Annotated in this window: 20 protein-coding genes; 9 read left to right on the forward strand and 11 right to left on the reverse strand. The window is 64.2% G+C overall.

Annotated elements, in window-relative coordinates:
* Positions 1-2 precede the first annotated feature (2 nt).
* The 10 genes from ACLFLU_RS13645 to ACLFLU_RS13690 all read right to left on the reverse strand — a co-directional run bounded on the left by ACLFLU_RS13645 (position 3) and on the right by ACLFLU_RS13690 (position 12,056).
* Positions 3-1,511: an ABC transporter substrate-binding protein gene (locus tag ACLFLU_RS13645; protein WP_426412692.1), complete on the reverse strand. Its 1,509-nt coding sequence runs from the start codon at positions 1,509-1,511 to the stop codon at positions 3-5.
* Positions 1,512-1,533: 22 nt separating this feature from the next.
* Positions 1,534-2,643, reverse strand: coding sequence for an ABC transporter ATP-binding protein (locus ACLFLU_RS13650; protein ID WP_426412693.1), 1,110 nt, complete (start codon positions 2,641-2,643; stop codon positions 1,534-1,536).
* A 175-nt stretch (positions 2,644-2,818) separates the two neighbouring features.
* Positions 2,819-3,808, reverse strand: a complete 990-nt coding sequence (locus ACLFLU_RS13655; RefSeq protein ID WP_426412694.1) for an ABC transporter ATP-binding protein — start codon at positions 3,806-3,808, stop codon at positions 2,819-2,821.
* Complete coding sequence (locus ACLFLU_RS13660) at positions 3,805-4,515, reverse strand: DUF1028 domain-containing protein (RefSeq protein ID WP_426412695.1); 711 nt, start codon at positions 4,513-4,515, stop codon at positions 3,805-3,807. Before ACLFLU_RS13660 ends, ACLFLU_RS13655 begins: the two co-directional genes overlap by 4 nt.
* 9 nt (positions 4,516-4,524) lie before the next feature.
* Positions 4,525-6,330, reverse strand: a complete 1,806-nt coding sequence (locus ACLFLU_RS13665; protein ID WP_426412696.1) for a gamma-glutamyltransferase family protein — start codon at positions 6,328-6,330, stop codon at positions 4,525-4,527.
* An 81-nt stretch (positions 6,331-6,411) separates the two neighbouring features.
* Entirely contained in the window at positions 6,412-7,401 is a 990-nt protein-coding gene (locus ACLFLU_RS13670; RefSeq protein ID WP_426412697.1) for an ABC transporter ATP-binding protein, read from the reverse strand.
* Positions 7,398-8,384 carry an ABC transporter ATP-binding protein gene (locus ACLFLU_RS13675; RefSeq protein WP_426412698.1) on the reverse strand — a complete coding sequence of 329 codons (987 nt, stop codon included), beginning with the start codon at positions 8,382-8,384 and terminating at the stop codon, positions 7,398-7,400. The genes ACLFLU_RS13670 and ACLFLU_RS13675 overlap by 4 nt, the downstream gene beginning before the upstream one ends.
* A gap of 13 nt (positions 8,385-8,397) precedes the next feature.
* On the reverse strand, positions 8,398-9,360 hold the full coding sequence (locus tag ACLFLU_RS13680) for an ABC transporter permease (protein WP_426412699.1): 963 nt from the start codon (positions 9,358-9,360) through the stop codon (positions 8,398-8,400).
* Position 9,361: 1 nt separating this feature from the next.
* Positions 9,362-10,342 carry an ABC transporter permease gene (locus ACLFLU_RS13685; protein WP_426412700.1) on the reverse strand — a complete coding sequence of 327 codons (981 nt, stop codon included), beginning with the start codon at positions 10,340-10,342 and terminating at the stop codon, positions 9,362-9,364.
* A 115-nt stretch (positions 10,343-10,457) separates the two neighbouring features.
* Complete coding sequence (locus ACLFLU_RS13690; protein WP_426412701.1) at positions 10,458-12,056, reverse strand: ABC transporter substrate-binding protein; 1,599 nt, start codon at positions 12,054-12,056, stop codon at positions 10,458-10,460.
* 375 nt (positions 12,057-12,431) lie between these two features.
* On the opposite strand from ACLFLU_RS13690, the gene ACLFLU_RS13695 reads away from it, so the two are divergent.
* Genes ACLFLU_RS13695 through ACLFLU_RS13720 form a run of 6 tightly spaced genes read left to right on the forward strand, consistent with a single transcriptional unit; the run spans position 12,432 to position 20,074 of the window.
* Complete coding sequence (locus tag ACLFLU_RS13695) at positions 12,432-12,689, forward strand: DUF6489 family protein (RefSeq protein WP_247562036.1); 258 nt, start codon at positions 12,432-12,434, stop codon at positions 12,687-12,689.
* Entirely contained in the window at positions 12,689-13,489 is an 801-nt protein-coding gene (locus ACLFLU_RS13700; protein WP_426412702.1) for an esterase/lipase family protein, read from the forward strand. The genes ACLFLU_RS13695 and ACLFLU_RS13700 overlap by 1 nt, the downstream gene beginning before the upstream one ends.
* A 47-nt stretch (positions 13,490-13,536) precedes the next feature.
* Positions 13,537-15,087, forward strand: coding sequence for a wax ester/triacylglycerol synthase family O-acyltransferase (locus ACLFLU_RS13705; RefSeq protein ID WP_426412703.1), 1,551 nt, complete (start codon positions 13,537-13,539; stop codon positions 15,085-15,087).
* 22 nt (positions 15,088-15,109) lie between these two features.
* Positions 15,110-16,105 carry an alpha/beta fold hydrolase gene (locus ACLFLU_RS13710; RefSeq protein WP_426412704.1) on the forward strand — a complete coding sequence of 332 codons (996 nt, stop codon included), beginning with the start codon at positions 15,110-15,112 and terminating at the stop codon, positions 16,103-16,105.
* A gap of 30 nt (positions 16,106-16,135) precedes the next feature.
* Positions 16,136-19,369 carry a bifunctional cytochrome P450/NADPH--P450 reductase gene (locus tag ACLFLU_RS13715; protein ID WP_426412705.1) on the forward strand — a complete coding sequence of 1,078 codons (3,234 nt, stop codon included), beginning with the start codon at positions 16,136-16,138 and terminating at the stop codon, positions 19,367-19,369.
* Between the two features lie 30 nt (positions 19,370-19,399).
* Positions 19,400-20,074 (forward strand): spermidine synthase, encoded by a 675-nt coding sequence (locus ACLFLU_RS13720; RefSeq protein ID WP_426412706.1) that lies wholly within the window; start codon positions 19,400-19,402, stop codon positions 20,072-20,074.
* Here the strand turns inward: ACLFLU_RS13720 and ACLFLU_RS13725 are convergent.
* A complete protein-coding gene (locus ACLFLU_RS13725) occupies positions 20,071-20,985 on the reverse strand; it encodes an alpha/beta fold hydrolase (RefSeq protein ID WP_426412707.1) in 915 nt (304 codons plus the stop codon). The two genes, ACLFLU_RS13720 and ACLFLU_RS13725, sit on opposite strands and share 4 nt — an antisense overlap.
* Positions 20,986-21,148: 163 nt before the next feature.
* Between ACLFLU_RS13725 and ACLFLU_RS13730 the strand changes: the two genes are divergently transcribed.
* Genes ACLFLU_RS13730 through ACLFLU_RS13740 form a run of 3 tightly spaced genes read left to right on the forward strand, consistent with a single transcriptional unit; the run spans position 21,149 to position 23,198 of the window.
* Positions 21,149-21,529, forward strand: a complete 381-nt coding sequence (locus tag ACLFLU_RS13730; RefSeq protein WP_426412708.1) for a hypothetical protein — start codon at positions 21,149-21,151, stop codon at positions 21,527-21,529.
* Positions 21,526-22,608, forward strand: coding sequence for an alpha/beta fold hydrolase (locus tag ACLFLU_RS13735; protein WP_426412709.1), 1,083 nt, complete (start codon positions 21,526-21,528; stop codon positions 22,606-22,608). Before ACLFLU_RS13730 ends, ACLFLU_RS13735 begins: the two co-directional genes overlap by 4 nt.
* The gene (locus tag ACLFLU_RS13740; RefSeq protein ID WP_426412710.1) at positions 22,605-23,198 is read left to right on the forward strand and encodes an N-acetyltransferase family protein; all 594 of its coding nucleotides are present in this window, start codon (positions 22,605-22,607) and stop codon (positions 23,196-23,198) included. Before ACLFLU_RS13735 ends, ACLFLU_RS13740 begins: the two co-directional genes overlap by 4 nt.
* Positions 23,199-23,387: the final 189 nt, after the last annotated feature.

Here is a 23,387-nt window from a genome sequence, read left to right on the forward strand (position 1 = left end):
CGTCACTTCAGCTTGAGGCCGACGACGCGCACGAGGCCGTCGGGCATCTGCTTGTAGCCCTCGAGCTTGGTAGTATGCGCGATGATGATGCGGCGGTGATAGAGGTAGAGCAGCGGTTCATCGTCTTGAACAAGCTTCGCCAGAGCTTCGTAGCTGGCCTTGCGCTTGGCGAGGTCGGTCACGAGCCGCGCGTCTTCCAGTGCCTTGTCGGCCGGCGCATTGTTCCAATCGCCGTAATTCTGAGGAGCGTTGCTGTGCAGGAAGATGAAACTGTTGCCGTCAGGATCGACGCGGCCGCTCCAGGCGAGCATGAAGGCCTGGTAATCGCCGGCTTCGGCCTGCTTCAGTCCGGTTGCGAACTCGGTGACGCGGATCTTCATGTCGAAACCGGCTTCTGCGGCCATCGACTGGATCACCTGTGCGGGTGTCTCCGTCTCCGCGCCCTTCGGCACCAGGAAGTCGACGCTGACTGGCGGCGTCACGCCGGCTTCCTTCAGCAGCGCCTTGGCCTTCTCCACATTGCGGGGGCGGACCGGCAGGCTCTTTTGGTAGTAGGGATGATCAGGATTGACCCATTGATTGCCGACCTGGAACTCGCCGTTGAACACGACCTGGTTGATTGCCTCGCGGTCGATGGCAAGGTCGAGTGCCTGCCGCACCTTGGCGGATTGGCTCAGCGGTCCCTTGGCCTTGTCCTTGCCGATGTTGAGCGTGATGCCCTGATAGCCGAGTTCGATCGCGGTGGCGACCTTCAGCCGTGAATCGGCACGCACCTCCTTGAGATCGGTGGCGAGCACACGCTCGATCAGATCGAGGCCGCCGGATTTCAGGTTCGCCAGCCGCACGGTGGCGTCGACGATGGGCTGGAACACGATGCGATCGATAAAGACATTGTCCTTGTTCCAGTAGTCCGCGAACCTCTCGAACACGATGCGGTCCTGCTGCACGCGCTCGACGAATTTGTAGGGGCCGGCGCAGACCGGGTGCAGACCGAACTTGTCACCGGCGGCCTTCGCGGCTTTCGGTGACACCATCATGCCGGCGCGATCTGTGAGCTGGGCAAGTAGGGGCGAGAACGGTGATTTCAGCACCAGCTTGATGGTGAGGGGATCGACGACATCGATATGATCGACCGAGGCGAGCTCCGGCTTGCGGAACGAGCCGGGGAGGGTCAGGTGGCGCTCCAGCGAGAATTTGGCGGCCTCCGCGTCGAACGGCTCGCCGTCGTGGAACTTCACGCCGGGCCGCAGCTTAATGACGAGACCCTTGCCGTCATCGAGCGTCTCGCTCGACAGCGCCAGCTGGGGCACGATGTTGAGCTTCTCGTCGATATCGAACAGCTTGTCGCAGAATGCGGCGAACACGATGCGGCCGACATAGGTGCGCGCCATCGAGGGATCGAGGATATCGGGGTCCTCGGCAAGGCCGATGCGAAGCGTTGTCTGCGCCTGGGCGGCCCCAAGCGACAGCAGGAACACAGCCGCGGTTGCGGCCAGGCGAAACATCTTCATCGGACAGTCCCCATTACTCCGGCTACGTCGTTGTAGGCGTTGCACTCTGTATACCAACCCCGGCCGGGTTTGCGCCTTCCGTCTTTCGGCTGAAGGCTGCGACTAATTTTGCCAGTTCCGGCGTGAATCCGCCCGCTGTGGGCAGGATGCTGTCGGCCGGCGGCAGCTCGGCGACGCGATGGCAGGCGGTGGCGTGGCCTGCCTCGTCTGCCACCAACGCGGGCGCCTCGGTGCGGCAACGATCGATCACGAAGGGGCAGCGGGTGTGGAAGCGGCAGCCGGCCGGCGGATTGAGCGCGCTCGGAATCTCGCCTTGCAGCACGACCTTCGCCCGCCTCGCGCGAGGTTGCGGCAGCGGGATCGCGGACAACAGGGCACGGCTGTACGGATGACGCGGCTCGGCGAACAGCGCATCCGCCTCCGCTGTCTCGACGATCTGGCCGAGATTCATCACCGCCACGCGGTCGGCGATGTGCTTGACCACTGCGAGATCGTGCGAAACGAAGATATAGGCCAGACCAAGCCGGTCCTGCAGTTCGCGCAGCAGGTTCAATATTTGCGAACGGATCGAGACGTCGAGCGCCGAGACCGGCTCGTCGCAGATGATCAGCTTCGGCTCGACCGCGAGCGCGCGCGCGATGGCGATGCGCTGGCGCTGGCCGCCGGAGAATTCGTGCGGATAGCGCCGCGCCAGCCGCGGCTCGAGCCCGACCAGCCGCAAGATTTCGGCGACGCGCTCACGCCGCTGCGCTGGTGGCACGAGATCGTGCAGCGCCAGCGGCTCGGTCAGGATCTGGCCGACCGTCATGCGTGGATTGAGCGAGGCGTAGGGGTCCTGAAAGATGATCTGCGCCTCGCGGCGGAATTTGCGGAGCGCATCTGCGTCGAGAGAGAGCAGATCGCGGCCGTCGAAGCGTACCGTGCCCGCATCGGGTTCTATCAGCCGCAGCACGAGACGGCTGACGGTGGATTTGCCGCAACCGGATTCACCGACCAGGGCCAGCGTCCTGCCGGCCTCGAGCGAAAACGACACGCCATCGACGGCTTTGACATGCGCCAGCGCCCGGCCGAACAGCGAGCGCTGCGCGACGAAATGCTTGACCAGGCCGTTGACCTCGAGGAGAGCCGTCATCCTCGGCGCTCCCCGCGAAAACCGGTCTCGTGTCCCGGGCGCGGCGCAGCACGAAGTGGTGCGCTGCTGAACCGGGACCCAGATTGTTGCTGCATGGGCCCCGGTTCAGCAGCGCACCACTGCGCTTCGCTTGTGCTGCGCTGCGCCCGGGGCAAGGGGGAAGAAAGCAGCGCCATCACGACACCAGGCGTTCGAGCGGCGCGCGGATGCAGCGCGAGAGGTGGCCGGGACTGACTTCCACCAGCGGCGGCGGCGCGCTGGTGCAGGCGTCCAGCGCGAATGGACAGCGCGCGGCGAAGCGGCAGCCGACGGGCGGCTGTGCCATGTTCGGCACCATGCCTTCGATCGTCGCAAGCTGCTCGGCGCGATGGTCCAGACGCGGGATCGAGCCGAGCAGTCCGACCGTGTAGGGGTGCTGTGGCGTGGAGAACAATTCGTCGACCGGCGCGCGCTCGACGATCTCGCCGGCATACATCACCGCGACTTCGTCGCAGACTTCGGCAACGACGCCCAGATCGTGGGTGATCAAAATGATCGCGGCGCCGCTCGCGGCCTTCAGCTCGCGCATCAGCTCCAGGATCTGGGCCTGCAGGGTGACGTCGAGTGCAGTGGTCGGCTCGTCGGCGATCAAGAGCTGTGGATCGCAGGCGAGTGCCATCGCGATCATGACGCGCTGGCGCATGCCGCCGGAGAGCTTGTGCGGATATTCGTCGATCCGACGCTCGGGCGAGGGGATGTGCACGCGGCGCAAGAGCTCGACCGCGCGGTCGCGCGCGTTGCGGCGCGAACCGCCGCGATGGCGCAAAATGGTCTCGATGATCTGGTCGCCGATGGTGAAGCTCGGGTTGAGCGAGGTCATCGGCTCCTGGAAAATCATTGCGAGCCGGTTGCCGCGCAGGTCGCGCAGCGTCTGGTCCGGGGTCTTCAGCAGGTCGAAGCCGTCGAAGCGGATTGCGCCTGATATCTCGGTGGTCTGCTTCGGCAGTAGGCCCATGATCGCCAGCGAGGTCACACTTTTGCCGCAGCCGGATTCGCCGACGAGGCCGAGCGTTGCGCCATTGGCGACGCTGAGATCGACGCTGTCGACCGCGTGGGTGACGCGGCCGTCGTCGCCGTGAAAGCGGATGCGCAGGTCCCTGATCTCGATGAGAGGGCTTGCGCTCATTCTTGTCTTGCCCGTGCCGCGGCGATGCTGGCGTCGATGACGCTGCGATCGGTATTGCCGGCCGGATTCTGCCGGGTCGGCATGGACGGGCGGAAGTGGACCCAGAGGTCGTGGCTGACCCGTTCGAGCCGCTCGAGCTCGCCAAGCGGGTCGGGATGATCGTCGGCGCGAATGTCCAATGCCGGCCATTCCTCCTCGCCGTGGATCAGCAGTGCCGCGGATTGCTTGCCGCGCTTGTCGCCACCGGCGGCTTCGCCTGCGCGCATCGCCGCGAGCAGGCGGCGCGGGAAAGGCAGGCTGTCATTGGCAATATAGGTCTTGGCCGTCTCGGCGAGCACATCGGCACCCGCGAGCATGTTGCCTGCGATCGAAAAGCCGCTGCCTGCGATGTGCCCGCACCAGTCGACGCAATCGCGCCCGGTATGCGCGGCGATCGCGCCATTCGCATCCATGATGTGGATCTGCCGGCTCTCGCGGCCGTTGTCGGACGCGAGCAGGGCGGCGAGCACGTCATGGGCGTTCAGGCCCTCGCGTAGCAGCTTGACGCCGTCGATCCCGTAATAGGGATTGACGAAAGCTTGCGTTGCAATGGCCCCTAGGCCCGCCGCGATGTAGGGCACACGTGCGCCGACGGCGAAGAAGCGGGTCGCTACCGTAATGCCGAACTGGCCGGTAGCAGGATCTCGCGCGATGATCGACCAGGTCATGTGCTGCCTTCAGCGTCCCGCGGCGTAGCCCTGCATGCCGCGCGGATTGGCGGCGGCGCGCCGGCGCACACCGACGCGCGAGGCCGCAGTGAGGCGGCCCTCGGACCAGTCGGGGCCGACCTCGACGATATGCCCGCGCTCGCGCAGGTTCTCGATCGTTGCCTTCGGCACCCTGTTTTCGACAACGAGCACTCCGGGGCGCGAGGTGCGCGGCCAGAACGAGATCGGGAAATGCTCGGAGTGCCAGGCCGGCGCGTCGATCGCCTCTTGGAGATTGAGGTTGCAATGGACGTGGCGCAGGAAGAACTGCGTGATCCATTGGTCCTGCTGGTCGCCGCCGGGCGAACCCCAGGCGAGATAGGGCTCGCCGTCGCGCAATGCCATAGTCGGCGACAGTGTGGTGCGCGGCCGCTTGCCCGGCGCGAGCGCGGCCGGATGATCTTCCTCCAGCCAGAACATCTGGGCGCGGCTGCCGAGGCAGAAGCCGAGCTCGGGAATGATCGGCGAGGATTGCAGCCAGCCGCCGGACGGTGTCGCGGACACCATATTGCCGGCCTTGTCGATGATGTCGAAATGCACGGTGTCACCGCGGACTTCGCCGAAGCGCCCCACGGTCGGCTCGCCGGCGCCGAGTGCGCCGACGGCTTCGCGCTGGCCCTCTGCACGTCGCAGCTTGACCACACCGCCAAACCCTTCGACCGATCCCGGGATGAAATCGAGCGACGCCCTGTCGGTGACGAGCTTGCGACGCTCGTCATTGTAGGCGTCCGACAGCAGCGTCGTGATCGGGATTTCGCTGAACTTGGGATCGCCATAGAATTTTTCGCGGTCGGCGAAAGCGAGCTTGGCGCATTCGATCTGGAGATGGATGAACTCCGGCCCGGTCGGATCGAGCCCGTCGAGCGCAAACCCTTTCAACAGTGCGAGCTGTTGCAGCGTCACCGGACCCTGGCTCCAGACGCCGGCCTTGCAGACGGTGTAGCGGCCGTAATCGTAGGTGAGGGGCGCCTCGATCGTCGGCTGCCAGCGTGCCATGTCGTCGGCGGAGAGCACGCCGCGATGCGGCGAGCCGCTGACGTCCATCACCTCCTGCGTCCGGCAGAACTTGTCGATGGCTTCCGCGACGAAACCATGGGACCAGGCCTTTCGTGCACGCTCGATCTCGGCGTCGCGGCCTCCGCCGCCGCCTTCGGCCTCGCTGAGGATACGTGCGTAGGTGGCCGCCAGCGTCTTGTTGGTGAAGAGCGTACCGGGCTTCGGTACCTCGCCGTTCGGCAGGTAAACAGCGGCCGAGGTCGGCCAGTGCTTGCGGAACAATTGTTCGACGGTCTGGATGGTGGCGCAGGCGCGCTCGACCAGCGGATAGCCGTCGCGGGCATAGGAGATCGCGGGCTCCAGCACGTCGCGGACACGCATCGTGCCGTAGTCGCGGAGCAACATCATCCAGGATTCGAAGGTGCCGGGGACGCAGGCCGCAAGCAGGCCGGTGCCGGGCACCATGTCGAGGCCCTCGCTCCTGTAATGCGCGATCGTGGCACGCGCCGGTGCCGGGCCCTGGCCGCAGATCACCTCGGTGCGGCCGCGCTTCACGTCATGGACGATAACAGGCACGTCGCCGCCGGGGCCGTTAAGATGCGGCTCGACGACCTGAAGCGTGAAGGCGGTGGCGACTCCGGCGTCGAAGGCATTGCCGCCTTTTTCCAGAATAGCCATGCCGACGGCGGTTGCGATCCAGTGCGTGGTTGCGACGACGCCGAACGTGCCCTCGATCTCGGGGCGCGTCGTGAAGGGATCGGGATTGACTTTGCTGGCCATGGGCTACCTCATTTGCGGCGCGCGCAATTGATCACAGGCAATGCCGAGCGGCCAATGCGCAGGCCGCATGGCACGCGCGCGTCACGCCGGGACCGGCGCGGTGTTAACCGCATGGCAGGCGACGCCGTCGATCAGTTCAGGAGCCTGCTTGCGGCACAGGTCGAACGCCAGCGGGCAGCGCGGATTGAAGGCACAGCCGGGCGGCGGATTGATCGGGTTCGGGATCTCGCCCTTCACCGGAATGCGCTGGCGACCGGACATCGCGAGATCAGGCACGGCGCCCAGCAGCATCTTGGTGTAAGGCATGCGCGGGCTGGCGAACAACTCCTTGCCTTCCGCGATCTCGACGATGCGGCCGAGATACATCACGCCGACCCGGCTTGCCATGTGGCGGACCACGGCGAGGTTATGGCTGATGAACAAATAGGTCAGGCCGAACTTGTCCTGCAGGTCGCGCATCAGGTTCAAAATCTGCGCCTGCACGGAGACGTCGAGCGCCGAGGTCGGCTCGTCGCAGACGATGAATTCGGCGTCGGAGGCGAGCGCCCGCGCAATTGCGATACGCTGGCGCTGGCCGCCGGAGAATTCATGCGGGAATTTCAGGCGGTCGTCGGGGTGCAGGCCGACGAGGCTGAGCAGCTCGCCGACGCGTGCCTGGATGTCGCGTTCGCCCTGGATCAGGTCGAAGGCGCGGATCGGCTCGGAGATGATCGCGTCGACGCGGAAGTGCGGATTCAGGCTCGCATACGGATCCTGAAAAATCATCTGGATGCGGCGGCGCAGCTTTCGGCGCGCCTGCCCTTGCCGCGGATCGGTCATCGAGACGCCGTCGATCAGGACGTTGCCCGCGCTCGGCGGCAACAGGCCGACCACCATCCGCGCCACCGTGGTCTTGCCCGAGCCGGACTCGCCGACCAGCGCGAAGGTCTCGCCCTTCTTGATGTCGAAGGTGACGTGATCGACAGCCTTGAGATATTCGAGGTGCCCGCCTTCCAGCAAGCGGTTGAGCCAGGGCTTCGAGACGTCGAAGACGCGGCGAAGATTTGTGGCCTGGACGAAGGGGGCGCTCATGCCGCGGTCTCCGCCGGCACACTGTCATAGAGATGGCAGGCAACCGACTGCGTGCCGCGCGACAGCGGCTCTGGCCGCTCCACCCGGCAGCGATCGAAGGCGGACGCGCAGCGCGGGTTGAACGAGCAGCCGCGCGGGATCGCCGACAGGCGCGGCATTGACCCTGGAATCTGCACCAGACGTTTGTCATCGCCGGCGAGCGTCGGGATCGCGCCCATCAGACCCTTGGCATAGGGATGCAACGGGTTCCTCACGACGTCCTGCACCGGGCCGATCTCGGCGACGCGGCCCGCATACATCACCGCGACGCGGTCCGAGGTCTCGGCGATCACGCCCATGTCGTGCGTCACCAGCATCACGGCGGTACCGTGGTCGCGGCCGAGACGCTTGATCAGCGAGATGATCTGCGCCTGCACGGAAACATCGAGCGCGGTGGTCGGCTCGTCCGCGATGATCAACTCCGGCTCGGCGCAGATCGCGAGCGCAATCACCACGCGCTGGCGCATGCCGCCAGAGAATTCATGCGGGTAGCCGTCGATACGCTTTTCCGGCGCGGGAATGCCGACCTCGGCCAGCAGGTCGATGGCGCGGCGGCGGGCCGCAGTTTCGGACAGACTGAGATGAGTGCGGATCGTCTCGATGATCTGGTCGCCGACCTTGTACAGCGGATTGAGTGAGGTGAGGGGATCCTGGAAGATCATGCCGATCCGCTTTCCCCTGATACGGCGCATGTCCTCCGGCGGGAGATTGTCGATGCGCTGACCCGCCAGATGGATTTCGCCACCGGCGATGCGGCCGGGCGGATCGATCAGGCCGATCACCGAGAGCCCGGTGACGGATTTGCCGGCGCCGGATTCGCCGACCACGCCGAGCACTTCGCCCTTGGCGATGTCGAAGGAGACGCCGTCGATCGCGCGCAGCGTACCGCGGCGGGAGGCGAACTCGACCTGAAGATTGCGGACGGAGAGAATGGGTTCGGTCATGAACGCTGCATACTCATCGGAGTTTCGGGTTGAGTGCGTCGCGCAGCCAGTCGCCGAGCAGGTTGATCGACAGGATCAGGGCCGCGAGCGCGATTCCTGGAAATGCGACGATCCACCATTCGCCTGCGAACAGATAGCCGTTACCGATGCGGATCAGCGTGCCGAGCGACGGCATGGTCTCGGGCATGCCCGAGCCGAGGAACGACAGCGTTGCCTCGGTGATAATGGCGAGCGCGAGGTTGATGGTGGCGATCACGAGGATTGGCCCCGTCGTGTTCGGCAGCACATGGCGCAGCATGATCACGGGGGCGGGCAGGCCGATCAATTGCGCGGCTGCGACGTAGTCCTTGTTCTTCTCGACGAGGACCGAGCCACGCACCGTGCGCGCATATTGCACCCAAAAGCTCAGCCCGATCGCGAAGACCAGAACCGCCAGCATGCTCATCTCGTCGAGCTTGTTGCCAAAGACCGATTTGGCAATGCCGTTGATCAAAAGCGCGATGAGGATAGCCGGGAAGGAAAGCTGCACGTCGGCGATGCGCATAATCAGCCCGTCGACGGCGCCGCCGAAATAGCCGGCCGTCAGCCCGAGCAGGATGCCGATCGCGCCGGACAAGACCACGCCTAGTACGCCGACGAGCAGCGAGATGCGCAGGCCGTAGAGGATCGCCGAGAGCACGTCGCGGCCCTGCTCGTCGGTGCCGAGCAGGAACGGGCTCTGGCCGTCGGCGGTCCAGAGCGGCGAGATGCGCGAATTCATCAGCTGGAGCTGCGCCGGGTCGAACGGATTTTGTACCGACAGCACCGAGGCGAAGATCGCGATCAGGAAGAACAAGAGCGTCACGCCCGCCGCAATCATGGTGATCCTGGAGCGGCGGAATGAATAGAACAGGTCGCTGTCGAGCGCGCGCCTGAACCAGCCGGGTGCGGCTGCGGCGCGCTTCTCGGTTGCGTGGGGAACGACGGCCTCGCTCATCTCAGTGTGCCCGGCTGACCGTCGAGCGCAGCCGCGGATCGACGATGGTGTAGAGGATATCAACCACGAGGTTGATGGTGACGAAGATCAGGGAGACCATCATCAGATAGGCCGCCATGATCGGGATATCGACGTTCTGAACGGCTTGCACGAACAGGAGCCCCATGCCCGGCCACTGGAACACCGTCTCGGTGATGATCGCGAAAGCAATGACGGAGCCAAATTGCAGGCCTGCCACGGTGATGACGGGAACCAGTGTGTTGCGCAGCGCATGGCCGAAATGGATCGCTCGCGTAGTCAGCCCGCGCGCGCGGGCGAAGCGGATGTAGTCGGTCCGCATCACTTCGAGCATCTCGGCGCGGACGAGGCGCATGATCAGCGTCATCTGGAACAGGCCAAGCGTGATCGAGGGCATGATCAGCGCCTTCAGCCCCGACAATGTCAGAAGGCCCGTCGTCCACCAGCCGATATGCACGACGTCGCCGCGCCCGAACGAGGGCAGCCAGCCGAGTGTCACCGAGAACAGGTAGATCATGAGAATGCCGATCAGGAAGGTCGGCAGCGAAATGCCGATCAACGAGACGGCTTGGAATATATGCGCGAGCCAGCTGTCACGGCGAAGCGCCGAATAGACTCCCATCAGGATGCCACTGATCATTGCGAAGATGGTGGCGCAGATCGCGAGCTCCAGTGTCGCGGGCATCCGCTCCATCAGCAGGTTGGAGACCGGCAGGCGGAACTGGTAGGACACCCCGAACTTGAACTGCGCGGCGTTACCGACATAACGGCCGAACTGCACGATCACGGGATCGTCGAGGCCGAGCGATTTGCGGATCGCAGCGCGTTCGGCGCCCGACGTATCCATCCCGACCATCTGGTTCACGGGATCGCCGGCAAAGCGGAACATCGAGAACGAAATGATCCCGACGGCGATCATGACACCAATGGCCTGGATGGCCCGGCGCAGTGTGAAAGCGAGCATCTGTTCCTTTCACATCTCTTCAGCAGCACGCATCATCGCGTTAGCCCGAAATAACAAGTCCCGGAAGCCAGATCTTGAAAGCGATGGCTTCCGGGACTTCACAACTTGTCGACACCTACTCGTCCTGCTTGGTCGCCCAGTAGAGCATGACCATGTTGTCCGCGCGTTGGGTCAGCTTCACCTTCTTCGACACGCCCCAGGCGAGCGCCTGCTGGTGCAGCGGGACATAGGCCCAGTCCTTCATCGAGACCTCGAAAGCCTGCTTGATCAGCTGATCGCGCTTGGCCGTATCGGATTCCACCAGAACCTTGTCGGCGAGCTCGTCGAACTGCTTGTTGCAGTAGCCGGCGAGATTGGCTTCACCGCGGTTGGGGTCCTTGGGGTCGTCCCGGCAGCCCATGATGTCGTGCAGCACGTTCTGGGAGTCGAGCGTATCCGGGGTCCAGCCCAGCATGAACAGCGAGGTCTTGTAGCCACCGGGCTTCAGCACCTTGGCGAAATACTGGGCCTTCGGTTGCGCCAGCAGGTCCACCTTGATGTTGATGCGGGCGAGCATGCCGACAATCGCCTGGCAGATCGCGGCGTCATTGACGTAGCGATCGTTCGGGCAGTCCATCGTCACCTCGAAACCGTCGGCATAGCCGGCGTCTGCCAGAAGCTTCTTGGCGGCGTCGGGATCGAACTTCGGCCGGGTGAAATCCTTCGAGGCAAAGATCTCTGGTGCGACCATCAATGCGGACGGCGTGGACAGTCCGCGCATGACGCGATTCTTGATCAGGTCGACGTCGATCGCCCGGTAGACAGCTTCGCGGACGCGAACGTCCTTGAACGGGTTCTTGCCCTTGATGTTGGAATACAGGAGCTCGTCGCGCGCCTGATCCATTCCAACGAAGATGGTGCGGAGCTCGGGTCCTGTCAGCACCGTGGCGTTGGGGCTTGCTTTGACGCGCTCGATGTCCTGGACCGGAACCGGCTCGATCACGTCGACCTCGCCCGATAACAGCGCCGCGACACGGGTGGCCGGGTTTGCGATCGGCGTGAAGACGATCTCCTTCAGATTATGCTCCGGCTTGCGCCACCAGTTCGGATTGGCCTTGAAGACGGTCTTCACACCCGGCTGATGGCTTTCGATGGTAAAGGCGCCGGTGCCGTTTTCATGGAGCGAGGCATAGCTCGGGGTCGTCGCCGCGGCCGGCGTCGGTGCCACCGCATCGTTCGCCTCTGCCCATTTCTTGTCCATGATGTACCAGGTCGCCCACAGCGCCGTCAGGATGGGATTGGGCGAGGTCAGGACGAAATCGACGGTGTAATCGTCGACCTTGACCACCTTTGCATCGGCGGGAACGCGACTCTGAAAATTCGAACCTTTCGCTCGCACGCGCTCGGCCGAGAACACCACGTCATCGGCGGTGAAGGGGTCACCATTGTGGAATTTCACGCCCTTGCGCAGGTGAAAGCGCCAGCGTGTCGGTTCCGGCGTCTCCCAGCTTTCGGCGAGTGCCGGGATGATCTTCAGGTCCTTGCCGCGCGCGACCAGGCCCTCATAGACATGACCGAGATGCGCACTGGTGGTCGACTCGTTCAGCGTGTAGGGGTCGAGCGACTTCAGCTCACCCTGGTTGGCGTAGCGCAGCGTCTGGCTCAGCGCCGGCGAGACCGCCAACGCAAGCGCACCGGCGAGCGTCGCCGCAAACAGACTTCGTCCGACTGACATTCTTGACCCTCTCCACTCGCCCGCACCGTGATTTTTGATTGTTCGGTGGGGCTGATCGATCCATGTTGCCCAGAGTTCTCGACCCGTGCAAGCGCCATTCCAGCAAGGAACGCGCCAAGTTGCACCGCTGTGCAGCAATGCTGACCAACAATTTAGGGGTGAGGGGCGTGTGGACGAAATTGGACTTTCGGCCAGCCGGGTCCCGAGAATAAGGGCGGAAACGGCTCGCCGGCGCCCATTCGCGCCGACAATTTGATTGACCATACCCGCCGATTGGGGGAGCCCGCGCCTGGCCTCACGTCTCAGGTCGCTTGCGTCGCACACCATGTCGTGGCGATACTGTGTGACGCCGCTCGAGTCTCATCCGGAGGGGACATGAAAGTTAATATCGAAATCGACTGCACCCCCCTGGAGGCCCGCCAGTTCTTCGGACTGCCTGATGTGTCGCCGATGCAGACGGCGGTGATGGACAAGCTGCAGCAGCAGGTGCTGAGCAACATCGACAAGGTCTCGCCGGAATCGCTGATCCAGAGCTGGTTCACCTTCGATCCCAAGATCGCGGAACGGTTTCAGGACATGTTCGTGACCATGGCCGGTCTCGGCAGCCCGCGCAGCGGCGACAAGAAGAAATAATGCCGGCCACGCGCGACGGGGCGCCAGGCCCGGGCCGGCTTCGCCCGCCGGCCCTTGGCCTGTTGCTCGCGGAGGTGCGCAGCCTGTTCGAATTCAACGCCAGCGTCCTGCTGTCGCCGCTGCTGATGCGCGCGCCCAGGGGCGACGGCCATCCGGTGCTGGCGCTTCCGGGCTTTCTCGCCAGCGATCTCTCGATGGCACCGATGCGGCGCTATCTCGGCGAACTCGGCTATGAGGCGAATGCCTGGCGGATGGGCCGCAATCTCGGCGGACTGGCGCGGATGCGGGAAGCCCTGCCCACTCGCCTCAGCGAAATCCACGCTGCAAGCGGACGGAAGGTCAGCCTGGTCGGATGGAGCCTCGGCGGCGTCTACGCCCGCGATCTCGCGCTGCAGGCGCCCGACATGGTCCGCTCCGTCATCACGCTCGGCAGCCCCTTTGCCAATGATGTGCGGGCCACCAACGCGACGGCTCTCTACGAGGCGTTGTCCGGCGAGCGGGTCGAGGATTTCGCGGAAGCGCGCGCAGCGATCGCCGGCGATCTTCCGGTGCCGGCGACGTCGATCTATTCGCGCACGGACGGCGTCGTGAATTGGCGGACTTGCCTGCTTCACCCCTCCGACCGGGCCGAGAATATCGAGGTGCATTTCGCAAGCCATATCGGGCTGGGAGTGAACCCGGCTGCCTTGTGGGCCGTGGCGGATCGCCTGGCGCAACCGGAGGGGGAGTTCTGGCCATTTGACCGGGCCGGTCCGTTTGCCATTGCATATGCCCCGCCGGAGCGGGCAGTATCGGCCTGACGAGAAGCGCCAGCAAGGGCGCCCGTCGAATATGAGCGGAGGGAACTATGGCTGACGGTAAGAAGCTGTCGTCGCTGGATGCGTCATTTCTTTATCTGGAAACGCCGGAAATGCCGATGCATGTCGGCAGCATGGCGATCTTTCGCCTGCCTGACGATCACAAGAGCGACTTCTTCGAAGACTTCAAGGCGATGATCGTCTCGCGGTTGCACATCGCGCCGATCCTCAAGGCGCGCCTGGAGAAGGCGCCGCTCGACATCGATCATCCGACCTGGGTCGAGGACGACCAATTCGACATCGACCGGCACATCTTCCGCGCCAGCCTGCCGGCGCCGCACGATCGCGCCACGCTCGAGCGCATCGTCGGCTGGATGCATGCCAAGCTCCTGAACCGTGCTCGCCCGCTCTGGGAGTTCTACGTGTTCGAGGGCATGAAGGACAATGAGGTTGGGCTCTATTCCAAGATGCACCATGCCGCCATCGACGGCGGGGCCGGTGCGGCCCTGACCAACATGATCTACGACATCTCGCCGATCCCGCGAAAGGTCGAGCCGCCGACGGGCGGATCGAAGCCGGGACAGGAGCCGCGCGATATCGCGGCCAACCTGCTCGATTCCTATCAGCAGCTCTTCACCCAGCCGCTCGATGCCTCGGCGGCCGCGAAGAACCTGCAACTGCCGCGCACCGGCAAGAGCGACATCGGCTCGATCCTGTTCGACAACGCGATGTACCAGATCGAGAGCGCGGTGCGCTTCGCCGGCAATATTCCGACCATGGTCAAGAGCGTTTCCGACGTGCTCGGCAAGATTTCCGATCCGAAGTCGCGCGAAAGCCTTGCCAGCATGGTGTCGCCCCCGACCATGCTCAACAAGTCGATTTCGTCGGAGCGAAGCTTTGCCGGTGTATCGATCTCGCTGTCGCGCTCCAAGGCGCTGGCCAAGCGGGCCGGCGGCAAGCTCAACGACGTGGTGCTGGCGCTCGCCTCCGGCGTGGTCCGCCGCTATCTCCAGCAGTACGCCACATTGCCGGCGAAATCGCTGACCGCTGCCGTGCCGATCTCGCTGCGTGAGGAGGGCAACACCGAGGCCAACAACCAGGTGTTCGGCATGATCTGCTCGATAGCGACCAACATCGATGATCCCAAGGCGCGGCTAGAGGCCATCATCGCGCAGTCGACCAAGTCCAAGGAGATGTCGCATCCGTTGCGGGCCCTGATGCCGCAGGTCTCCAACATCTCGATGCTGGGCGCACCGATCATCGTCCAGATCCTGGCGCTGCTCTACAGCCGCTCCGACCTGTCGGACGTGCTGCCGCCGGCGGCCAACATCACGGTGTCCAACGTGCCGGGGCCGCGGCAGACGCTCTATGCCGCAGGCGCGGAGCTGCTGCACATCTTCCCGGTGTCGATCTCGACACATGGGCAGGCGCTGAACATCACCGTGCAGAGCTACCGCGACCAGCTCGATTTCGGCTTCATCGTCGGCGCCAACATCATTCCGCATGTGCAGGTGATGTGCGATATGCTGCCGGAAGAGTTTGCCGCGCTCGAAGCGGCCTTTGCGCCACCCGCGGCCGACATCAAGGGTGCGGCCGAATAGGTAGTTTGTCAGGATTTCTGCAATGATCGAAATGCCGCCGCTCAAGTTCGCGCAGACGAACGGAATCCGCATGGGCTATTACGAGGCGGGCCCGGTCACCGACAAGCCGCCGGTGGTGCTATGCCACGGCTGGCCGGAGCTCGCCTTCTCCTGGCGCCACCAGATCAAGGCGCTGAGCGAGGCCGGCATTCGCGTCATTGCGCCGGACCAGCGCGGCTATGGCGCGACCGATCGGCCCGAGCCGGTCGAGGCCTATGACATCGAACATCTGACCGGCGATCTCGTCGGGCTGCTCGATCATCTGAATATCGACAAGGCGATCTTCGTTGGCCACGACTGGGGTGGCTTCGTCGTCTGGCAGATGCCGCTGAGGCACATCGACCGGGTTGCGGGCGTTGTCGGCATCAATACGCCTCATACCAACCGTGCCTGGGCCGATCCGATCGAGCTGCTGCGCGCTCGCTTCGGCGACAAGATGTACATCGTGCAATTCCAGGATCCGGCGTGTGAACCCGACAGGATCTTTGGCGCTCGCGTCGAGCAGACATTCGATGCGTTCATGCGCAAGCCGGCGCCGCGCGCGCCGGACGCGCCGGTAGAGGAAGTGGTTGCCGGCGTCGGCGCATCGCCGCGGGTCAATCTGGCGTTTCCGCAGATGATTGCGGCTTACGACGCGAAGCACGATCCGCGCACGCCGATCCTGTTGCCGGAAGAGAAAAAAGTGTTCGTCGAAAATTTCACCAGAACGGGCTTCACCGGCGGCATCAACTGGTACCGCAACATGTCGCGCAACTGGATGCGCGCCGGGGGGCTCGACCATACGGTGCGCGTGCCATCGCTGATGATCATGGCCGAGAACGATGCGGTGTTGCCGCCGTCTTCCGCCGACGGCATGGAGAAGCTGATTCCCGATCTCGAAAAATATCTGGTTCGCGACAGCGGCCATTGGACGCAGCAGGAGAAGCCGGAAGAGGTCAGCGCCAAGCTGATCGAATGGCGTAAAAGGCGGTTTGGCTAGCTCGTCATTGCGAGCGGGGGAAGCGTAGCAATGTCATCGAAGAATCGTCTGGATCCGATTCCGCATCCGCCGACCAAGCCGGTGGTCGGCAACATGCTGTCGCTGGATTCGGCAGCACCGGTGCAGAACCTGACGCGGCTTGCCAAGGAGCTCGGCCCGATCTTCTGGCTCGACATGATGGGCTCGCCGATCGTCGTCGTCTCCGGCCACGATCTCGTTGACGAGCTCTCCGACGAGAAGCGCTTCGACAAGGCCGTGCGCGGCGCGTTGCGGCGCGTGCGCGCGGTCGGCGGCGACGGCTTGTTCACCGCGGATACCAGGGAGCCGAACTGGAGCAAGGCGCACAATATCCTGCTCCAGCCGTTCGGCAACCGAGCCATGCAGTCCTACCACCCGAGCATGGTGGATATCGCCGAGCAGCTCGTCCACAAATGGGAGCGTCTGAACGCTGACGACGAAATCGACGTCGTCCACGACATGACGGCGCTGACGCTGGACACGATCGGCCTGTGCGGCTTCGACTACCGTTTCAACTCGTTCTACCGGCGCGACTACCACCCTTTCGTCGAGTCGCTGGTGCGCTCACTTGAAACCATCATGATGACGCGCGGCCTGCCGTTCGAGCAGCTCTGGATGCAGAAGCGGCGGAAGACGTTGGGCGAAGACGTCGACTTCATGAACAAGATGGTCGACGAGATCATCGCCGAGCGCCGCAAGAGTGCCGAAGGAATTGACGACAAGAAGGACATGCTGGCCGCGATGATGACCGGCATCGATCGCTCGACAGGCGAGCAGCTCGACGATGTCAACATCCGCTACCAGATCAACACGTTCCTGATCGCGGGCCACGAGACCACCAGCGGCCTGCTGTCCTACACGCTCTATGCGCTGCTCAAGCATCCGGACATTCTCAAGAAGGCCTATGACGAGGTCGACCGCGTCTTCGGCCCGGACGTCAATGCCAAGCCGACCTATCAGCAGGTGACGCAGCTCACCTACATCACGCAGATCCTGAAAGAGGCGCTGCGGCTGTGGCCGCCGGCGCCGGCCTATGGCATCTCGCCGCTCAAAGACGAGACCATCGGCGGCAAGTACAAGCTCAGGAAAGGCACATTCACCACGATCCTGGTAACCGCGCTGCATCGCGATCCCAGCGTCTGGGGGCCCAATCCCGACGCTTTCGATCCCGAAAACTTCAGTCGCGAGGCTGAGGCAAAACGGCCGATCAATGCCTGGAAACCGTTCGGCAACGGCCAGCGCGCCTGTATCGGCCGCGGCTTCGCCATGCACGAGGCCGCGCTCGCGCTCGGCATGATCCTCCAGCGCTTCAGGCTGATCGACCATCAGCGTTACCAGATGCACCTGAAGGAAACGCTGACGATGAAGCCGGAAGGCTTCAAGATCAAGGTGCGCCCGCGGGCTGATCGCGAGCGCGGTGCTTATGGTGGCCCCGCGGTAGCAGCAACGAGTGCCGGCACCACCACGCCGCGCGTCACCACACGGCCGGGACATAATACGCCGCTGCTGTTGCTCTACGGCTCCAATCTCGGCACGGCGGAAGAGCTGGCAACGCGTGTTGCCGACCTTGCCGAAGTCAACGGATTTGCCACCAAGCTCGCGCCGCTCGACGATCATGCCGGCAAGTTGCCGGACGAGGGCGGTGTGCTGATCTTCTGCGCCTCCTACAACGGCGCGCCGCCTGACAACGCCACCGAATTCGTCAAATGGCTGCACGGCGACGTCGCCAAGGACGCGCTCGCGAAGGTGCGCTATGCCGTGTTCGGCTGTGGCAACAGCGATTGGGCCGCGACCTATCAGTCGGTGCCGCGCTTCATCGACGAACAGCTTGCCGCCCGCGGTGCGCGCAGTCTCTATGCGCGCGGCGAGGGTGATGCGAGGAGCGATCTCGACGGCCAGTTCGAGAAATGGTTCGCTGCTGCAGCGCCTGCCGCGATGAAGGAATGGGGGCTCACCTCGGATTTCAGCCGTAGCACCGACGACCAGCCGCTCTACAAGGTTGAGCCGGTGGCGCCGGGCGCGGTCAATGCGATTGCGGCGCTGGGCGGCGCCGTCGCGATGAAGGTGCTCGTCAATAACGAGCTTCAGAACAAGAGTGGCCCCAATCCGTCCGAGCGCTCGACGCGGCACATCGAGGTGCAGTTGCCGCAGGGCGCGAGCTACCGCGTCGGCGACCATCTCAGCGTGGTGCCGCGCAACGATCCGGCATTGGTCGACGCCGTTGCGCGCCGCTTCGGCTTCCTGCCGGCCGATCAGATCAGGTTGCAGGTCGCCGAAGGACGCCGCGCCCAATTGCCGGTCGGCGACAGCGTTTCGATCGGCCAGTTGCTGACGGATTTCGTCGAGCTTCAGCAGGTGGCGACACGCAAGCAGATCCAGATCATGGCGGAGCACACGCGCTGCCCGGTGACCAGGCCGAAACTGCTGGCCTTTGTCGGTGACGATGCCGAGGCGGGCGAGCGCTACCGCGCCGAGATCCTGGCCAGGCGCAAATCGGTGTTCGATCTGCTGTCCGAATATCCGGCCTGCGAGCTGCCGTTCCACGCCTACCTCGAAATGCTCTCGCTGCTCGCGCCGCGCTATTATTCGATCTCGTCCTCGCCGTCGGTCGACCCAGTTCGTTGCAGCGTCACCGTCGGCGTGGTCGGCGGACCGGCTGCGTCCGGCCGCGGCCTCTACAAGGGCATCTGCTCCAACTATCTTAGCGACCGCCGCGCGGGCGATGCGATCTATGCCGCCGTGCGCGAGACCAAAGCCGGCTTCCGGCTCCCGGATGATCCGTCCGTGCCAATCATCATGATCGGCCCGGGCACGGGGCTCGCACCGTTCCGCGGCTTCCTGCAGGAGCGCGCTGCGCGCAAGGCCAAGGGGGCCGCGCTCGGCCCCGCCGTGCTGTTCTTCGGCTGCCGTCATCCCGACCAGGATTTTCTCTATTCGGATGAGCTGAAGACGCTGTCGGCCAGCGGCATCACCGAACTGTTCACCGCGTTTTCGCGCGCGGACGGACCGAAGACCTATGTGCAGCACGTCCTCGCCGCGCAGAAGGACAAGGTCTGGCGGCTGATCGAGCAGGGCGCGATCATCTATGTCTGCGGCGATGGCGGCAAGATGGAGCCCGATGTCAAAGCCGCGCTGGTCGCGATCTATCGCGAAAAGAGCGGCAGCGATGCGGCCGCGGGCGCGCGCTGGATCGACGAGCTCGGCACGAAGAACCGCTATGTGCTCGACGTCTGGGCGGGAGGGTGACCGCCGGCCCAATCGTGCTAAAGCTCACGCATGATTCCCTGGGAAAAGATCGATACCGCCAAAATCCCCGGCTCCGACGAGGAGCTCCGCCTGATGCGGCGCGGCAAGGAGTTTTCGATCAAGCTCGGCACCAACGAGCTGATGAACAACCGCCTGTCGGGCTCCGAAGCCGCGCTCGCGACGCTCGCGGCGAAGCAGATCGAGACAGTTGCCAAGCCCGTCATTCTCATTGGCGGCCTCGGCATGGGCTTTACGCTGCGTGCGGCGCTCACTGTGCTCGGAGCTAAGGCGAAGATCGTGGTCGCTGAGCTCGTGCCGGCGGTCGTCGCCTGGGCGCGAGGCCCGATGTCAGAGGTCTTCGGCAACAGCCTCGATGATGCCAGGGTGAGCATCCGGGAGATCGACGTCGGCGAAATCATCCGGGCGAAGGGCTCGACCTTCGACGCGATTCTCCTCGACGTCGACAACGGGCCGGAAGGGCTGACAAGAAAGGGCAATGACACGCTTTACAGCGCGAGCGGGCTGAAGGCGGCGAAGATGGCGTTGCGGCCGGGCGGCGTGCTCGCTGTCTGGTCGTCGGGACCGAACCCCGCATTCACCAAGCGTCTCGGCAGCGCCGGCTTCGACGTCAACGAGGTCAATGTGCGCGCCACCGGCAGGGGCGGCGGCGCGCGCCACGTGATCTGGATCGCGAAGAAGGGCTAAGCCGCCTGCGCCGCTGCGCCATGCGCGTGCTTGTCGATGGCGTCGATGACCTCGGGCCAGAACCGTGCCGGCAGCGCGTGGCCCATGCCCTCGATCATCAACAGCTTTGCACCGGGGATCGAGGCCGCGGTGTCCTTGCCGCCTTCAGGCCGCACCAGCGGATCGACGGTGCCGTGGATCACCAGCGTCGGCGTCTTGACGCCATGCAACCGCTCCTTGCGGCTGCCGGAGGCGAGCACGGCGCGGAGCTGTCGGCCGACGCCGGCCGGATTGAGCCCGCGCGCGAACGTGCGTTCGGCACGGCCGGGATCGAGTGCTTCTTCCTCAGGGAACGAGCCGGCGCGCAGCACGGTCCAGTTCCGGCAGAAGCGCGCGATGTACTCTTCTTTGCTGCGCGGCGGCGGCGCCATCAGCACCGCGGTCGCTTCGCGGCTCGGCGGCGGCAGACGCGGATTGCCTGTTGTCGACATGATCGAGGTCAGCGAGCGCACGCGCTGTGGAAACGACAGGGTTACCTCCTGCGCAATCATGCCGCCCATGGACGCGCCGACGAGATGTGCGGACTTGATGCCGAGCGCATCCATCAGGCTGACGGTGTCTTTCGCCATGTCGATCAGCTTGTAGGTGGCTGCGACTGGAATCTTCAGGAACCTCAGCTTCAGCAGCTCCAGCGGCGTCAGCCGCGCGCCGCCGGCCAGATGGCTGGACTTGCCGATGTCGCGGTTGTCGAACCGGATCACGCGAAAGCCCCGCGCGGCGAGCTGTTCGCAGAACCCATCGTCCCAATGGATCATCTGCGCCCCGAGCCCCATGATCAGCAGCAGCGGTTCGGCATTGTCGTTGCCGAAAATCTCGTAGCAAATGTCGATGCCGTTGGCGCGGAGGGTCTGGGGCGGCTGATGAGCGTTCACAGGCGTGTTCCCTTGGCTTTTGATCAATGCTGTATCGCACGGTTTCCCGCGGCAAAGAAGCGGTGTGCGCGGCACCCGCCGCTTGCCGGTTGACCGGCACGCCGCAACGGTGTGGTATGGCGGGAAAAGAAGGGCACAAGCCCTCCACATTGGGAGGACGCTAATGACCGACAAGATCACCGATCCAGTCGCCTTGTGGCAGAAGATGGTCGGCGACATGGAGAAGGGGTTCAATTCCTTCGCCACCAAGGCGATGGAGACGCCTGAATTCTCGCAGGCAATGAATCGCGCCGGTGGCGCTGCTGCGGGCGCTCAGAAGCAGTTCGGCGACCTCATGGAGAAGTACCTGCTCTCGATGAACCTGCCGAGCCGCGAGCAGATGACAGGCATCGCCGAACGGCTGCAAGCCATCGAAGGCCAGATCGGCGAGATCAAGTCGATGCTGAGCCAGATGTCGACTAATTCGGGCGATGCGCAGATCGGCGTCGCGCCGCGTCCGCCGCGCACCAAGCGTCCGCCATCCGAAGGCGGAGAGCAAAAATGAACGCGCCGACGGGACTTGATTTCGCAGCAATCCCGGAACGCATCCAGTCCGAGGTGCAGCGCGCGATCCAGCGCAGCATCAAGGGCGTCGAATATTTCTCGACCTCGGGTCCCACGCTCGGATCGACGCCAAAAGACGTGCTGCATTCGCGTGGCACGATGAGCCTTTACCACTATCGGCCGATGTCGGACGAGATCTACCGCGTGCCGGTGCTGGTCGTCATGGCGACGACCAATCGCGGCTACATCCTCGATCTCGTGCCGGGCCAGAGTTTCATCGAATTCCTGCTCAAGCGCGGCTACGACGTCTACATGCTCGACTGGAGCGCGCCGCGGCCGGAGGAGAGGAGCCTACGGATGGAGGACTACGTCCTCGACTTCATCCCGGATTGCGTACGCCGTGTGCAGGCCGATTCCGGCGAGCAGGATGTCTCCGTCATCGGCTATTGCTTCGGTGGCGTCTTGTCGCTGCTCTATGGCTCGATCTTCCCGGACGGGCCGATGAAGAATCTGATCTGCTTCACCACGCCGATCGACTTCCGCGAGATGAAGCTATTCTCGAATTTCTCCGACCGCCGCTATTTCGACGTCGACCGCCTCGTCGACAGCGTCGGCAACGTCCCGCCGGAGATGATCCTGTCATCGTTCGAGATGCTGCGTCCGGCCTCGCGCACGGTCAGCCAGATCCAGCTCTGGGAAAACATCTGGAACGATGAGTTCGTGAAATCGTACCGGATGTTCGACCGCTGGGCGACCGACACGCTGCCGCTGGCGGGCGAGTATTTCCGCACTATCACCAAGGACCTGATGTGGGACAACAAGCTCTACAATGACACCATGTCGGTCGGCGGACGGCTAGCGAAGCTCGAGAACATCAAGGTGCCGATGCTGCACGCTGTCGCCGAGCACGATCACATCGTGCCATATGACGCCGCCAAGCATCTGATTGCGAAGATCGGCTCCGCAGACAAGGAAGAGGTAATGCTGAAAGGCGGTCACGTCTCTCTCGTCGCCGGCGCGAACGCGGTGAAGCGGCTTTGGCCGAAACTGGATTCCTGGCTGGGGACAAGATCGACATGAGTGAGCAGCGTTCCTATCCGCGTCACGTCAAGACCGACGCGGGCGATATCGAGATCCGCCTGATGTCGCCTGCGGACGAGGCCGCAGTGCTCGCCTTCGGCAAGGGCCTGCCGACCCATGACCTGCTGTTCCTGCCGCGCAACATCAGCGAGCCGAAGGTGCTGTCCGCCTGGGTCAAGGAGATCGAGCGCGGCGCCATTCAGAGCCTGCTCGCGGTGAAAGACGGCAAGGTCGTCGGTTGCGGCACGCTGGTGCGCGACCCTCACTCCTGGTCGCCCCATGTCGGCGAGATTCGCATGGTGGTGTCGCAGGACGTACGCGGGAAGGGGGTGGGGAAGGCGCTGTCGCAGGAGACCTTTGCGCTCGCGCTCGGCGCCGGCCTCGAAAAGCTCTCGGTCCAGATGACAGTCGACCAGCAGGCGGCGATCGCGCTGTTCGAGAGCCTCGGCTTCAAGGCCGAGGCGCTGCTGCGCGACCATGTCAGGGATGTCGGTGGCAAGACCCACGACATCGTGGTGCTCGGCCACAACATCGCGCAGGTCCAGGCCCAGATGGAGGCCTACGGGCTGCCAGGCGCCGTCCAGCACTAGGGCCGCCGTTCGGTCCTGTTGAGGCCGTTCGGGAACTCAATGGCCAGGGAGGCGCCAAATTGCCTCGCATTAAGGCTGTTCACGATTTCGTGATATCGCAGTGCAATACGAATATTGCATCGCACAATTAACTGTGCCATATAAGCCGTGCCCCGGGCCACAACCGGACGGGGTGAGCCCATAGCTCAA

The organism is Bradyrhizobium ganzhouense (assembly GCF_049949285.1).
In the GTDB taxonomy this organism is placed as follows: Bacteria; Pseudomonadota; Alphaproteobacteria; order Rhizobiales; family Xanthobacteraceae; genus Bradyrhizobium; species Bradyrhizobium ganzhouense.